This is a genomic window from Legionella sp. JM-2024 (genome assembly GCF_055389095.1).
On the sequence record NZ_AP039388.1, the window covers coordinates 2,492,307 to 2,507,723 of the forward strand.

Below are 15,417 nucleotides of genomic sequence, written 5' to 3' on the forward strand. Positions count from 1 at the left end.
AGGCAGCAAGCACCAGGGGGTCCATTGACTTCATGTAATGGACCTGACTTTACTTCAGATAGTACCATTTTTTCTTAGAATTTCCTTTCCCACTATGAATTTCCTCCCTTTTTACAGTCACTCTCTGCCTTTTCAGGCCGGTCACTGGAGTTAATATTAAGTTAAGAATTAAAGTGTATAATTTTATACATATTGATTATTTTATGATTATATACATATGGCTACATATAAGATAAAGAAACCTACTTACACTGGCTGGCAATGGGCCAAGACAATTCTTCCTCGCGTATTTTTCCCACCGATTTTACTCTGGGATTTAGCCAAACTGGGCGTTAATAAATTAGCAGGTGAAGCAATTGGGAGTTTGGTTTTACCAGCTCAAAACTGGGGTTTTGGTACCGTTAATAACCCTGAACGTCTTAATAGAGATGGCCTTAAACATGAAAAACATGACATCGTCACACATGATGGTACTCATCTTGATACGTTAGAAGTTAATCCGGACTCCCAAAAAGATGTCGAACCCCAATACAAAAAATATATTATAAATTTTGTCGGTAATGGTATGTCCTATGAACATATTGTTGACGAAATGCAAGAGGACGCGAAAGCGCTTGATAGTAATATTGTTGGGTTTAATTTTAGAGGTGTAGGTACTAGCACCGGCCGTGCAAAATCTAAAGATGATTTAGTAACCGACGGAATAGCTCAAGTCCAACGCCTCCTGGACATGGGTATTAAACCAGAAAATATTACATTAAAAGGCCATTCATTAGGTGCCGGTGTGGCTTCATTAGTTGCCAAACATTTTCATGACCAGGAACAACCAGTTAATATTTTTAATGGTCGTTCGTTTTCTTCCATCACAAATTTTATGGTGGGCCAAATCAGAACCGGTGGTGAAACTGGTCACCATGAAACTTTAGGTAGAAAGATACTAGGATGGATTGCAAAACCTTTTATCAAGTTTGCTGTTTCTCTAGCTAAATGGGAAATGAATGCAGGTGATGCGTTTCAATCAATCCCACAAGAATATAAAGATTATATAGTAGTACGCACTCGAAAAACCAAAAGAAATGTTGATGTTATTGATGACGCTGTTATTCCTCATTACGCATCCATTCATGCTTATCTTAAAGATGAGCGACGCGCGCAAAAAGATGATATCGACGATTTAATCAGGGATACAAAATCTCTGGCAAAACATTCTGATCCAAGAACTAAAGAAGGTTTGCAAAAAGCAGGTTCTGATTTAGAGAAAGCCAGAGAACAGTTTAAAGAAAGAAAAATGGAAGCAGTTTCCTATGTCAATGGTCATAACACCTCTATGGAAAGTTTGAATAACCGTAATGGGAAAAATGCAAATACCTTCTTCCAAGAGTTCGTACAACGAGTGGATATGGATCATGGTATTCATAAACCCAAGATATAATTTTGAGTTCACTGAAGCAAATTAACCAGGGTCTTATATGGACTCGACCGTATTGTCAAACTCTAATCGTCATTTTGATTAAAAAGGTGGGTGTCCTCTGATGTGATCACCCACATTCGATCCTTAAAGACAGCATCTATCTTGGCTGATACTTGATTTTTATCCGGGACTACCAACAACATTGCTGAATTCTGAATCCATCGACTCTATTTCTTCAATATCATCCGATTCCTCATCAGATAAGGGTTCTAAATAACTTCGACCAATAATATTGCAAAGTTTCTTTTTATCATTCTCACATAAATAAGAAGCTAAAGCTTCAAGAGAATTATAGTCAGTAGTATCCGTTTTAGTTTCCGATGGCAAGTCATCATAAATTTTCCAATTATCAACAGTGGCCATATAAAGACAATTTATAAGATATTTAGCATTTTTTAATTTTTGTAAAAGATTTTTTTCATCAATATCTCTTGGTAATGAGAGTAATGAAAAAGCAAATCCCATCCAGCCTGTAATAGTTGATTGGGCTTTTTTGGGCTCTAGCAAAGCAAAAGTTCCGTAACATTGCCTAATACGATCAATTAAATCTTCTTGATAAGATTTATATTTTTCAGGCAATTTAGCATCAATAAATAACCATTCCAATTTTTGCAGCATGCCTATCGCCTTTTTTACCTCATCACAATATTCTTCACTGATTTCCAGTAATTTAATTGTATCGCCCGATAGCGCTTCAATTTCCTGAGGAGGTAGAGTCCAATGTAATTTAACTCCCTCATCGTGCAAATCCCGATAATGGACAACGTCGCCGGAAGATTTTGTATGCTCACGTAGTGGGCCGCTACTATGCAAATAAATTCGTTCTAACCTCCCACTATACCTTGGAACAGTCGGATGCTTGCCATTTTCAGTAATTCGATCAATTTGTTCTTGAGATAATATACCAGTCAGCAAATCAATCATTTGCGATTTACAAGTATAAGATTGATTTAAAGCGGGGCCCCACATGGTAAAAGACAAATTTAACTCGAATGGCTTTAGCCTTGGCTGACGACCTTTTTGTTTTGCTTTGATTTTTTCCAAAGCAAATATCAATGGAGAATAGTCTTCATGCTCATAAATACGATATTTTTGTTTGCCAGTAATTTCTTGTGATTCAACCACTTCTTTAACCGCTTGTTTTTGTTCTTCAAGCATGTTTTTGCATTTCAACTGCAATAAATCAAAATTTTCCTTGGATAACTCAAAAGTTACCCCATGCAAACCATATCCAACATCCAGATAACGTAGTTCTTCATGTCGTAGCATGCCGTGATTACCCTGTAAATCAACATCCAAACCCAATTTGATTTTCAGTTTACTTAACCATGTATTACGAACGGTAGATGGAACTCCATAAAAACCCCAATTATCAACGACCTCAATCTTTCCATTATCATCCCACTGAGATAATAAAAGACAACTGTGCCAAAAAGGATTGCCACTAAATTCCTGATCCATTGCACAATAGGTAACTGCATATCTCATTCTTTCATCCTTCAGAAGATTTAAAAACATCTGCATGGATAACCAAGCAAAATCTGGAGATTGATCAACCGAGAGCTACAAATTGACTTAAACTGACTCGATTAATACAATCCTATGACACTATTGCAGATCCTCTAATTTGCGTCAACGGCTAAATGATCATCAACTCATACTGAGAAGAAAAGATATATTTAATAAGCAAATTTAGACAAAAAAACAGTTATCCTGGTGAAATAGGCTTATATCAATTTACTGTTTTGACAATACCTGTCTATAATGATTTAAAAGTCATAAATAAATGGACTCAAATGATTGATGCACGATGCCTGTTATTCACACCAGCCAACAAACCAGAGCGTTTTAACAAAGCTAAAGAAACAGGAGCTGATGGCCTCATCATTGACCTTGAAGATGCCGTTGCTCTAAAAGACAAAGACAGTGCCAGAGGAATTGTTGTCAACTACTTAAAAAATCTTAAAAAAGATAAACAAAGTACCTTCATTCATGCACTTCGTATCAATTCCATTAAAACGAGAGCCGGTTTAAAAGATCTATGTGCATTAATTGAGGCTGAAGTACGTCCAGATGTTTTGATTTTACCAAAATCTGAAGGTGGTGAAGAAATTGAAATCATCAACGAAATTCTATCGCCCGACAAAGTCCCAATTATTCCTCTAATTGAAACAGCAAAGGGCTTAAAAAATGTCTATCAGATCGCTCAAAGTTCCAATGTTACTGGAATTATTTTTGGCGGAGCTGATATGGCAGCCGATTTAGGAGCCTACATGAATTGGGAACCCATGTTGGTTCCAAGGTCTATTATTGTACAAGCAGCTGCATTCGCAGGTATTACTGCAATTGATGTACCCTATTTGCATCTTAATGACCCAGATGATAGTGGAATCATTGAAGAAACAAAGCGTATAAAAGAAATGGGCTATACCTGCAAATTATCAATCCATCCCAAACATATTAATCCTATTAACCATACTTTATCCCCTACTCCTGAAGAAATAAACAAAGCTCAACGAATTGTAACGGCCTACGAGCATGCCCATGGTAATGCGATTGAAGTTGATGGAAAAATGATAGATGTACCTGTCTATAAAAGCGCAAAGCGTACCTTAAATTTGGCAAAACTGGAGAACTAATTGTGGTCGATTTTCGGAGCTATGTGAAAATAGGTACAAACACATACCAGGAACACTTCGGTTTGGATTTTGAACAATTTGAAGTAGGCCAAAAATTTCAGCACCGTCCTGGACTAACTATCTCCCAACAAGATAATTGTGAAGAAGCACTCGACACTATTAACAATGCCCAATTACATTATGACGCCTTGTATGCTTCAAAAACTGAATGGAAGCAATGTCTCGGTGTAAGCACCATGACATTGCAAAAAGTCATAGGAATGACATCGAAAACATTCGCCCGCAAAAAAAGAATACCTGTTTTTGAAGACATTGCCATGACTCATCCAGTATTTGGCGGTGATACGCTCTATGCTGAATCTGAAATCACTGGCAAAGAAGACCATGACAATGAAACTGGAAAAATTAACGTCACCACAAAAGGCATCAATCAAAATGGTGAAACAGTAGCCCAAATCAAGTACCAGCTCATCTTATATAAAACAGGAAAACATCCTATTGAAATAAAGGAGAAATTAAATCGTACCGGTGTAGAACATGACAAATTTTCTTCCCATCAAGAAATAGCTCCAGGAGTATTCCGGGAAAAAACAGGAATATATTTCGAAGATTTGGAGCCTAATGAAACTTATATTCATCGACCTGGTAAAACATTTACGACTACAGAAAGTGCTATCCATGCTCTTCGTTCCATTGAACTCAGCCCACAATATTCCAATTGTCATTATACTGATGAATATCTTGAAGGAAAATTACTTGTAACAGAACCTTTTTTACTCGGTACAATAACTGCCTTAACTACCCGTACTTTTGATCGAGTTGTGGCTAATCTGGGATGGAATAATATTCAAATCCTCGAAGAGGTTTTTGCTGGTGATACCATTTATGCGACATCCACTATCCTGGACAAAAGGGAATCTCGCTCCAGACCAACACAGGGCATTATGCATGTAGAGTCACAAGCTCATAACCAACATAGGAATTTGGTATGTCGTTATGAGCGTTTTTTTCTCATTTATAAAAAAGGCCTGGGTCCCTATGAAAAAGCAGGGTATTAATATGTATGAAAATGAGTATCAGCAGAAATTAACTACCCCTACGGATGCGGTTAAACTGATCCCTAAAAAAGCCAGTATTTCTTTTGGCATGGCTGTTTCACAACCTCCAGCTCTTCTGAAAGCCATCGGAGAGAGAGCCAAAAACAGAGACCTTAAAGAAATTAAAGTCTATTACTTGCATGCTGAAAAACCAGCCAATGAATACTTGTTAAATTACGAATTAATGGACATTATCAAACCCCACCCCATGTTTTTAGGTGAAAAAGAACGTGCGTTAATAAAACAGGGCGATGCCGATAATCGGAAAGTTATTTTTTATATTCCCTCCTCTTTTAGCCATGTGCCTCGATACTTTAGGGAATGGATAGATCTGGATGTATTTGTTGTAACTGTTAGTCCTATGGATAAAGCAGGTTATTTTACCTTCGGTACCAATAATGATTACAGTTCAACCGCAGCACGTACTGCAAAGAAACTTATTGTTGAAGTCAATGAAAATGCTCCACGAGTGTTTGGTGGTTCGCTTTTACATGTTTCAGAAGTGGATGCCATTGTTGAAAATACCGTACCACTAATTGAACTTATCCCAAGGAATCCACTTCCAGAAGACAAAATCATAGCAGAACATATCATAACACTTATTCCTGATGGTGCTTGTATTCAAATGGGGGTAGGTGGTGTTCCGGATGCTGTGTGTGATTATTTATGTCATCATAATGATCTGGGAATTCACTCGGAACTTCTCTCACCAGGAATGGTCGATCTTATAAAAAAAGGTGTTGTCACCGGTTCTCGAAAAGTATTAAACCGCTATAAACATACATTTACTATTGCCTTTGGCAATCATGAAATGTATGAATTTATGAATGATAATCCTTCCATGGAAAGTTACCCCGTAGACTACATCAATAATCCGACCAATATTGCTCAAAATGACAATGTTATATCAGTTAATTCTTTAATCGAAATTGATTTATTTGGTCAGGTCAATGCCGAATCCATTCATGGAAGACAATTTGGCGGCCCTGGGGGTCAAAATGATTTTGTCCGCGGCGCCTATTTATCCGAAGGTGGGAAATCTATTCTGGCTTTTGAATCAACAACTAAAAACAATACAATCAGCAAAATCGTGCCGAAGATCAATGGAATTATCACTGATCTTCGTATTGATACAGAGTATGTCGTCACTGAGTATGGGATAGAAACTCTGAAAGGGAAATCTTCAACTGAACGAGCTTTCGCTTTGATTAGACTTGCTCACCCTGATTTCAGGCTTGAATTAACTGAAATGGCAAAGCAGTTAAAATTGTTATAAACAGAACCTTCTGTCTACCTAACCAAAATCTGTTAATGGTATAGAATTAAAGTATTACTCATTGAGAGGTGAAGGAGAAATAAGATGGTTGTTGATGCACTCAAAATTGAAGAGCAACTGCAAGGGATTCTTGAATACTCTCAATCCATGACCTCTCTTTGGTTCCAATGTATTAATAAAAACCTTGAACAAGCAAACAATGTCACCCAATCTTTAATGCAATTAAATCAGAAACAAGTTTACCCTTATCCGACAATCTTAAATGATGCTGCTGAATACGGCGTCGATTTTATGCAGCGAAGTATTCTGTTTTGGGATATCATGCGCAAACGTGGTAATCAGTATCTTAAGCATGAAGATGAAGGCCAGCCTCCAGTCCTCATTTTTTCCTATAGTGTACTCATGGATGGCAGAGAATTTGAGAGGCCAGTAAACTATGCCCTGGTAGAAATCATTCCTCCTGAAGGAACTCAGATTGATCCCAGGAAAAGACCTTATGTGATCGTTGATCCACGAGCTGGTCATGGTGCAGGAATTAGCGGGTTTAAAGATGAATCACAAGTTGGAATTGCATTAAGAGCAGGGCATCCGGTCTATGTCGTTATTTTTTTCCCTATACCAGAACCAAACCAAACTTTGGTTGATGTAACAGCAGCCCACGAAAAATTTTTAAATGAAATAACCTTACGCCACCCCGAAAGCCCCAAACCTTGCGTGATAGGTAATTGCCAGGGAGGATGGGCGATTTTAACTCTCATGGCTGCCAATCCAGAGATTGCGGGTGTTGCTGTAGTCAATGGTGCCCCCCTTTCTTATTGGGGTGGTGAAAATGGGAAAAATCCCATGCGTTATATTGGAGGAATTTTAGGAGGAAGCTGGATTGCTCAGCTAGCCGGTGATTTAGGTAACGGTAAATTTGATGGTGCCAATTTAGTTATGAACTTTGAGATGGCTAATCCGAAAGTGACTTACTGGAAAAAATATTACAATCTTTTCGCCAATTTTGATAAAGAGGAAGACCGCTTTTTAAATTTTGAACGATGGTGGGGTGGCTTCTCTCTCTTGAATGTTAATGAAATGAGAGGAATAGTCGAGAATTTGTTTATTGGTAATAAACTGGTTCATGGCAAAATCCCTTTAGGCGAATCTGGAAATAACCTGGATTTACGTGATATTAGTGTACCCGTTATTATTTTCTGTTCGGAAGGTGATACTATCACTCCCCCACAACAAGCTTTAAACTGGATTGCAGATCTTTATTCCAACACACTGGAAATCAAATTAGAAGGACAGGTTATTGTATATCTCATCCATGAAAGCATTGGGCATTTAGGAATTTTTGTCTCAAGTGAGGTAGCCAAAAAGGAACATAACCAAATTATTGATTTATTAAATTACATTGAGCATCTAGCTCCAGGTCTATATGAATTGAAATTATATGAAATAAAAGGAGATCTTGATTCACCTATTCATTATAGAGCTCATATCGAAGAGCGATCTATTGCTGATATTCGTCAAAGACAAAAAAATAGTGTTGCCATTTTCAATCTTGTTCGCATGGTCTCCGAATACAATGCAATGAGCTATGACCTGTTTATGAGTCCGATAATCCGCAATTTCAGTAATGAAAACACAGCGGAATTCTTTCGCAAATTACATCCCCTGAGACAAAATCAATATTTGTTGAGCGATCTGAACCCATTCTTATACCCCATATCATGGATCTCGTCCATTTTTCGCCAAAATCGCATTGGTGTTTCTGAACATAATCCTTTTTTGTTGCAGCAACTATATTTTTCAAAATTTATCAATACACTGTGGGATTTCTTAGGCGTATCTCGTGATAATTTTGTCGAGGTAATGTTTTATGCAATTTATGGCTATATTCAGTTGTTAGCGCCTTTTGATCCGAGTAGAGACATGATCGTTCATTATACAGAAAAAAATTATAACGAAAAAATCACTCAATCGATTATTGCTCAGATTAGTGAGGGTGGCATTCCTGAAGCCATATTAAGAACATTGCTATTATCAGTTAAAAGCCAAGGGTACATTATTGCTGAAAATTTCCCTAATGTGATTCAGAAATTATGGGAATGTGATGCACTTAAGCATGTGGATAAAAATAGGCTCAAACAGATTGTGCATACACAAACAATCATAATAGAACATGATCCCGAATTAGCCTTTAATACACTACCCCTTTTATTAAAATCACAAGAAGAATGTTCAATAGTTATTCAAACTATCGAAGACATCTTAAAATCATTAAAAATTTCACCTTCCGAAAAGTACAAGGAGAAATTTCAAAGAGTGAAGCAACTTTTGGGAAATAAGCCTTGATAAAAGGCATTTCCTTGCCTTTTATATCGAACTCACATTATTTTAGTAAAAGCCAGCATTCTGTTAAAAGTTCCGTTTCGGCCACTTCATGCTCAAAATTGTAATAGCAGAAAACACAAGGCAAGTCGCCTAATTGTTCCTCTGTATTAGGTAACCACTCTCGATAAAGATAATAAACCGTATCACCTATGTTATCGCGTGATCCTTTATGAGTTGCAACAGCATAACGACCTGAGGGTAAGAATTTTTCAATAACACCATCCAGTTTTAAGGTTTCTGGAACTTTTATGCCAAGATCTATGCGAAACTCAGATGCTGGCGTTGTTTTGGGATCATCATAAGCAATAGAAAATGATTCTCCTGGTTTTGGTTTAAGATTAACCGGTTGAGTTTTTGCCCAAGACACTAATCTATTAATGCTTTCTCCCAACAGACTGGGATCACCCCTGTGCTCTATTACCGCTAACCGTATTTTATTAATATTTTTAATATCGACTTTCATATCAAAGTTACCTTGTTTGGGCAAACAATATGGTGCTTGTTCCCAGTGAGACCAACCATAACCCTGTCTATACTGGCTTGGGCTAAATCCACATGCTTTCTTAAAAGCACGAGAAAAAGCTTCGTGTGATTCAAAACCCGCATTGATTGCAATGTTAATGATGGACTGGTCTTTATCGACAATAAGCTGATGAGCGGCGCGTTTTAAGCGTAACCATTTAATATATTGCTGCAAAGACAATCCAGTAAATGCGGTAAATAAACGATGAAAATGAAATTTTGATATAAAGAAAACCTCACTCAAGCTTTCAAGTGAAAGCTCTTCATCGAGATTTTTTCCAATAAAATCAATTACTTTTTCCAATTTCTTCTGATATTTCACTTTTTTACTTCCCATTTATTTACTTAATTTACAAGAAAAAAGAATACTATTTACTTATTGGCAATATTTGACCATTTTTGCTGATTTACTTGTGAGAAAAGATCAAATGAAATTGATTTTGGACTAAAACTCGGAGACTTGAGTTCAGCCAGGTTTGTTATTTCAATTTGCTGACCAGACTTGTATCGTTTAGTTCATTCATTTTTAACAATTGCTGCTATAATTTCATCTTTTAGATATTGCGCAGATTGCACACTTTTGACGAAATACACTGGGCTTTCTTCATTTTCGTTTATAACAATAATTTTATTATCCAAACCCGGCATCGAATACCAACACCCGGAAAATTCGGATTGCAAATGGCCTTCCTTATCCAAACAGGGAAACTGAACTTTTTGAGATATGACTGAGTCAATTTGTTCAGGATGTAATGCCAGATACATCGTCACGGGATCACCAAGCTGGGTCGCTCTTGGATTTTTTTGGTCTATTCTCAGCCAATTTTTCCAGTCGGCAATTATTGTTTTTCCTAAAAGAGTATGAGTTGTCTTTTCAATTGTATTAAATTCTCCAGGTGTAATTTTAAGGTCGTAGTTATCAATCAACTCACTTGAAATACAAATTGTTCTTATCTTGTCAAGAACTCTGGCAGTAGTTTCCGGAGAAATTAACCAGTTGTATCCTTTTGGATAGTCGCCGCCCATAGTGTAAATAAGGATATTATTTTTAATCGTATCATCCTTTGCTAAAGCAAAATCAATGTTATGTAAGGGCCCTAATGCCACTATAATCAAAGGAAATTGTGGTGAATAATTTTTAGCAATTTTAGCAATAAAATCAGGGGCTGACTCCTTTTCGATTGCTAAATTTTCAAATTGAATGCCGTAAGCATCTTGATAGGCCAGAGCCTGTTTTTCATACCATTTTTTATGTCCCTCGACAGGATTTGGGTAGCCAAAATTTGGAGGCCACAAGGGATTTAACTTCAAAAAATCATTCTCAGAAACTTCTCGGGTAACGCCAATCCCTGCATAAACCGGAATATCTGGATAACCATTTACTGTCAATATCAATTTAGCAATTTTTGCTTTTACTTTAGGCTCAATATGCGTTGTTGTAACAGCAAGAGGTTTATGATTACTGTGTATAGCAACTAATAATGCAAGAACATCGTCAATATCACCACCAATATCGGTATCAATAATATAATCAACGTTTGTTTGATAATTTTCGTTAGCCAAAAGACTGTATGGTAACAATGCTGCTAATATGCCTATGAATGCTACGAAATAAAGCTTTGCGAGATTATATAACTTACTCATTTCCAAAAACTTCTAATATTGCCATACATTTTGATTCAAAATTCCTACATTTGAACTGAATCAAGGATTAAAATCCTTTAGCCTTTCGTTTAAAAGCGAAATAGACAACACCTAATATAAATCCATATACAAGATGACCAACTAATGGGGGTAAATTTTGTTTGAACCCTTCAATAGTCCATTTAGTAAATAAAGGTTCGCCAGACGAAAAATAAGGTAAGAAAGTCATTGGACCACCTATCCACATTGCCAGTCCGAATAGTAATCCAAGAAGAATTGCTGAAAACCAGGAATGAATCAGCCAATCCAGAACCAGAGCGAAAACAATACCACTTCCAATACTCATTAAGGCATGTACTAAAAGACCGCCTTCTTTAGTTCGCATATTAATCAGGCCACCTAATGTTTCAAGCATCCCACCCATAACCAGAAAAAATGTAAATACAATCCCAGCTATAATTCCCGCGATAGCACCATAAGAAATGCATCTCGAAATATACATACTTATCTCCTTATAAATTACATCCTGATTTATTATGAATAATCATCAGTTTAATTGATCATATGCAATTAAGAAAAAGAAAAAGAATATAGAGTTTTTTGTGAAAATTTACAAATATTGCGTCGCAATCTACCAGTCTTTAAATTTCAGTGAATTTACGATTTAATATAGATCTCATTTATGCATTTGTGAAAATTTATTTTGATAAGCAAAAAAAAACTATTGGCCATTATTTTAGTGATTGGATATATCTACTTAATTCCCTTAGTGAAAGCCTCTCCTGCCCTCACAATTCAATCACATGTGAGAGAAAAAAATAAGAATCTCATTGGTGTTTTTGTTGGTGGCAATCATACTCAAAACAACACCTCTTTTACTTACGGGCTTGAGTATCACAGAATAATTTACATGCCCTTTGGTTTTAGTGCTATTGTTGAAAACACACCCAACAATATAGAACATAATAATGAAACCGAATTCATTGGTCTTGGAACACTTAATATTTTTAAAAACCTGACGTTTGGCGTTGGCCCTGGAATAAAATATGAAAAAAATGAACCCAACCGAATGCTTGGTAGATTAGCTGCTGGCTATATTATCCATTTTCCACCTGATATTGAAATTGCTCCCGGCCTTGATCTTGATTTTATAGAAAATGGAGAGAAAGAGTTGGTTTTTGGTATTACCTTTGGTAAACAATTTTAAATAGTGATCATCATCAAGGAACGACTCTTTTTCACTTTCAAGACTTACGAAAAACTCCAAGGTTGAGGCAAAAAGGGTTTTTAATGAGGGAGTTTAGACAAACTAAATAACCGAATTAAAAACTTTTTTAACGAAGAGATTGGAATTTTTCGTAAGTCCTGGCTTTCTCTATCTCTAAAATTTCTATGCTTGCTTCTTATTTCAAAAGAATAGCTTTTTTTGGAAGACCGGTGTAAATTTATGACTCTTTTGATTTAAATAATGATTTATATGATTTCAATAACGACTTATTGGCAACAGTTTAAAGATTGCGTTGATCACATCCAACCATCCATACAAAACAAGGAATGCTCTAATCAAATTACCATTGCGAATCATATGATCGAAATTGGGCTTACAATAGAGCGTCTAGGGATTACTCAAATCCTACAGGTAGCCGGTAAATTGCATGAAAAAGCCAAACTGTTTGATCATCAGGTATCCTTTATCTCTCCCGAAAGAAAATATGATTTTTTCTTACCGAAAATCACCGATACCGACACTCTGATTTTTGCGATCGTTTACTACCAACATCTTATGAATTATGAGAGCGTTGAATACAAAGGATCAATTATTTGGCCTCTTAAAACAAGAGTAATTGCTGGTGTCAATGAAAAGAAAATTTCGACTCGGGTTCAATCAAACGCAATGCTTAGTGAAATTAAAACATACTGTGAAAGTCAAAACATTGACTTTAATGAATCCGATTTCATAAAGAAAAATGCCGAATCAGCCAAAGATTATACTACAAGATTGTTTAAAACTTTTGGTTCCAATAAAACGATAGATAATGAAGCCAAAGAATTGAAACCACTCAATGATTCAAAGGAATCCAATCTATTCGATGAATTAACAAAACTGGAAAAATCTCTCGAAGAGTTAAGAAATAAAAGAAATCAATTCATTGCAAAAATGGATTCAATTTCAAAAAAGCTTACAGAGTTTCATAAAAATTCACGGAATTACTTTGAGTTAAACAATCAATGGAATAATAAATGGTTTTTTACAAAATTCTTTTACTGGATAATGTCATGGTTTTCTCGTGATTCACTTATAACAAATTTAAAAACTGCTCACGAGCAAGTCATAAAAGCGGAAAATGATCTTAATCAAGAATTTTCTCCATATTATTCCGTAGAGACTTATTGCGTTGAATTAAAAAAACAACTGGAAAAAACCGATATTGAATATGATAAGAACCAAAAGCAAATAAGTGAATATCAATTAAAACTGTTGGAAAGAAAACTGGAACTAAAACAGCAAGAAAAACAGCAAAAAGACATTTATGTAAAACAAAAAGAACCATCCGTTACTCCAATATTAACAGAGGTCAAACCCGAAACCAATGACAGTGATTTCTCTTCAAATTTAAATTATTATTATGGCTTCTTTAAGGAACATCTGCCAAGCCGAGAAACAGTAGGGGCTATTGCTGTAGGTGTTGCAGCCATTGCCATTCAAAATTTGATGTAAACTTATTTAATTAAGGTGTCTTCCCTCATTTGGGAGTATTGACAATTCAACATACTATCCAGATTATGCGAAGTGATAACCTGGGGAAGGAATGACGTTTACCTCCCGGATTACCGCCATGAATACCTAAGCGGCACTCATCCCGGAATATTATTTTGCTGTCTCCAATCTTTAAGCAGCACTGAGCGTCGTTTCGCGTAACAAACCTCTAAATTTTGAACTTCTATAATTCTATCCGTTCTGAAATGCCGAAAATCTTTTTTTAACTCACACCAAGCAATCAAAATACGTACTTGATCAAAATACCCAAGACCGATTGGCCAAACCGTACGCTCGGAATCATTGTTTTTTAAGTCATGGTATCGAATATACAATTTTAGTTCTCGCCGTATTGCCTTTCTGATTAAGGCCAAAGTTTCATCTTCTCCTGAGATGATGTCACCGGGTCCTATTAATAAGCTGGATAATTCAAGTTGTTGACGCAAATCTGGAGGAAGTACAGAAGCAATTTTTGCCAAGGCATTATGTGCTGCTTTTTGTAAATGAGTATCCGTTTTTTTAATGACCCATCTAGAACCCAAAACAAGGGCCTCAATTTCCTCTTCATTAAACATTAAAGGCGGCAACATAAAACCCGGCTTTAAAACATAACCTAATCCTGGTTCGCCCTCGATGTCAGCACCTTGAGCCTGTAAAATAGCAATATCCCGGTAGATAGTTCGGATACTCACATTAAGTTCATCAGCAAGAAATTTTCCGCTAAGAGGATAACGATGGCGTCGAAAAATTTGCAGCAGATTAAAGAGTCTCTCAGTTTTGGTCATATTGATCATGCTCTTCATAATAATGATTTTTAAACAGCTCATGAAAACCAATCTTTTTATAAATATTTAAACCAACATTGGATGCCTCTAAAAAACACCAGGGAATATTTGATTCTTTTAAAACCTGTAGTGTTGATAAAATCAATTGAGTTGCATACCCTTTGTTCTGATAGTTTGGAAAAGTAGCAACATCATCAATTCGTGCCCCCTCTCCCTCGATGGTCAGAGTTAATGAACTCACGATTTCATCTTGAATAAAACCAGAAAAATGATAAATCTCTGAAGATTTCTGGATAGCTTCTTGGTGTCTTAATCTGTAGATTGCTGCAATTTCTTCAGTGGAATCAAATGCTGGAATAGACGGTAAGATCCAGGTTCTTATATCTTTATCCATACGCCTCACTAATAAATCAGATTCCAATTCAGGAATTTCAAGATCGCGAACTGCCAAATACATAGCAACTCCTTGATCAATATAATGAAATCCTGATCGAGTGAGTAAATTAATTATTTGTGAGTTAGACAAATATTCAGGTACCACCAGTGTCCATGGGGTTGAATAGCCCTTATAAAAGCGTTTGCATTTACAAATATCTGCCTCAAGCAAATGGTATTCACCCAAATAAAACGCAGGATTTAAGGTAGAAACTGGCACTTCACTAATACAAGCATTCAGGGTCTGCAGCAACAAAAGATCAGTACTAATCAGTGAAAAAAAATGCCGTTCGATTTGATGGAACGTTTCCATTCGACTGTTCATAAAATAAACTCATTAAAATATTTGGACTAATACAAACCAAATTTTGTTTCCATGATATCACCAAAATTGTAATTAGTGATTTT

At 36.1% G+C, this 15,417-nt stretch carries 13 protein-coding genes; 7 read left to right on the top strand and 6 right to left on the bottom strand.

What is annotated here, in order from left to right; translation table 11 throughout:
• Positions 1 to 217 precede the first annotated feature (217 nt).
• The gene (locus ACZ5EK_RS10955; protein WP_464429593.1) at positions 218 to 1,432 is read left to right on the top strand and encodes an alpha/beta hydrolase family protein; all 1,215 of its coding nucleotides are present in this window, start codon (positions 218 to 220) and stop codon (positions 1,430 to 1,432) included.
• 159 nt (positions 1,433 to 1,591) lie between these two features.
• Here ACZ5EK_RS10955 and ACZ5EK_RS10960 read toward each other — a convergent pair whose 3' ends face one another.
• Positions 1,592 to 2,995: a hypothetical protein gene (locus ACZ5EK_RS10960; RefSeq protein ID WP_464429594.1), complete on the bottom strand. Its 1,404-nt coding sequence runs from the start codon at positions 2,993 to 2,995 to the stop codon at positions 1,592 to 1,594.
• Positions 2,996 to 3,267: 272 nt separating this feature from the next.
• Between ACZ5EK_RS10960 and ACZ5EK_RS10965 the strand changes: the two genes are divergently transcribed.
• The 4 genes from ACZ5EK_RS10965 (at position 3,268) to ACZ5EK_RS10980 (ending at position 8,826) form a co-directional block, all read left to right on the top strand.
• Positions 3,268 to 4,110 (top strand): HpcH/HpaI aldolase/citrate lyase family protein, encoded by an 843-nt coding sequence (locus ACZ5EK_RS10965; RefSeq protein ID WP_464429595.1) that lies wholly within the window; start codon positions 3,268 to 3,270, stop codon positions 4,108 to 4,110.
• A 2-nt stretch (positions 4,111 to 4,112) separates the two neighbouring features.
• Positions 4,113 to 5,168 carry a MaoC/PaaZ C-terminal domain-containing protein gene (locus ACZ5EK_RS10970; RefSeq protein WP_464429596.1) on the top strand — a complete coding sequence of 352 codons (1,056 nt, stop codon included), beginning with the start codon at positions 4,113 to 4,115 and terminating at the stop codon, positions 5,166 to 5,168.
• Positions 5,149 to 6,483: an acetyl-CoA hydrolase/transferase family protein gene (locus tag ACZ5EK_RS10975; protein WP_464429598.1), complete on the top strand. Its 1,335-nt coding sequence runs from the start codon at positions 5,149 to 5,151 to the stop codon at positions 6,481 to 6,483. Before ACZ5EK_RS10970 ends, ACZ5EK_RS10975 begins: the two co-directional genes overlap by 20 nt.
• An 84-nt stretch (positions 6,484 to 6,567) precedes the next feature.
• Positions 6,568 to 8,826, top strand: a complete 2,259-nt coding sequence (locus tag ACZ5EK_RS10980) for a DUF3141 domain-containing protein (RefSeq protein WP_464429600.1) — start codon at positions 6,568 to 6,570, stop codon at positions 8,824 to 8,826.
• A gap of 37 nt (positions 8,827 to 8,863) precedes the next feature.
• Here ACZ5EK_RS10980 and ACZ5EK_RS10985 read toward each other — a convergent pair whose 3' ends face one another.
• The 3 genes from ACZ5EK_RS10985 to ACZ5EK_RS10995 form a co-directional block, all read right to left on the bottom strand.
• Positions 8,864 to 9,709 carry an AraC family transcriptional regulator gene (locus tag ACZ5EK_RS10985; protein WP_464432492.1) on the bottom strand — a complete coding sequence of 282 codons (846 nt, stop codon included), beginning with the start codon at positions 9,707 to 9,709 and terminating at the stop codon, positions 8,864 to 8,866.
• Between the two features lie 194 nt (positions 9,710 to 9,903).
• On the bottom strand, positions 9,904 to 11,031 hold the full coding sequence (locus ACZ5EK_RS10990; protein WP_464429601.1) for a nucleoside hydrolase: 1,128 nt from the start codon (positions 11,029 to 11,031) through the stop codon (positions 9,904 to 9,906).
• 67 nt (positions 11,032 to 11,098) lie between these two features.
• Positions 11,099 to 11,533, bottom strand: a complete 435-nt coding sequence (locus ACZ5EK_RS10995) for a hypothetical protein (RefSeq protein WP_464429602.1) — start codon at positions 11,531 to 11,533, stop codon at positions 11,099 to 11,101.
• A gap of 201 nt (positions 11,534 to 11,734) precedes the next feature.
• Between ACZ5EK_RS10995 and ACZ5EK_RS11000 the strand changes: the two genes are divergently transcribed.
• Both ACZ5EK_RS11000 and ACZ5EK_RS11005 read left to right on the top strand, forming a co-directional pair.
• Entirely contained in the window at positions 11,735 to 12,238 is a 504-nt protein-coding gene (locus ACZ5EK_RS11000) for a hypothetical protein (RefSeq protein WP_464429603.1), read from the top strand.
• A gap of 270 nt (positions 12,239 to 12,508) precedes the next feature.
• A complete protein-coding gene (locus tag ACZ5EK_RS11005) occupies positions 12,509 to 13,750 on the top strand; it encodes a Dot/Icm T4SS effector Lem19 (protein ID WP_464429604.1) in 1,242 nt (413 codons plus the stop codon).
• Between the two features lie 137 nt (positions 13,751 to 13,887).
• Here ACZ5EK_RS11005 and ACZ5EK_RS11010 read toward each other — a convergent pair whose 3' ends face one another.
• Positions 13,888 to 14,574: a helix-turn-helix transcriptional regulator gene (locus tag ACZ5EK_RS11010; RefSeq protein ID WP_464429605.1), complete on the bottom strand. Its 687-nt coding sequence runs from the start codon at positions 14,572 to 14,574 to the stop codon at positions 13,888 to 13,890.
• Positions 14,561 to 15,334: a GNAT family N-acetyltransferase gene (locus ACZ5EK_RS11015; protein ID WP_464429606.1), complete on the bottom strand. Its 774-nt coding sequence runs from the start codon at positions 15,332 to 15,334 to the stop codon at positions 14,561 to 14,563. The genes ACZ5EK_RS11010 and ACZ5EK_RS11015 overlap by 14 nt, the downstream gene beginning before the upstream one ends.
• Positions 15,335 to 15,417: the final 83 nt, after the last annotated feature.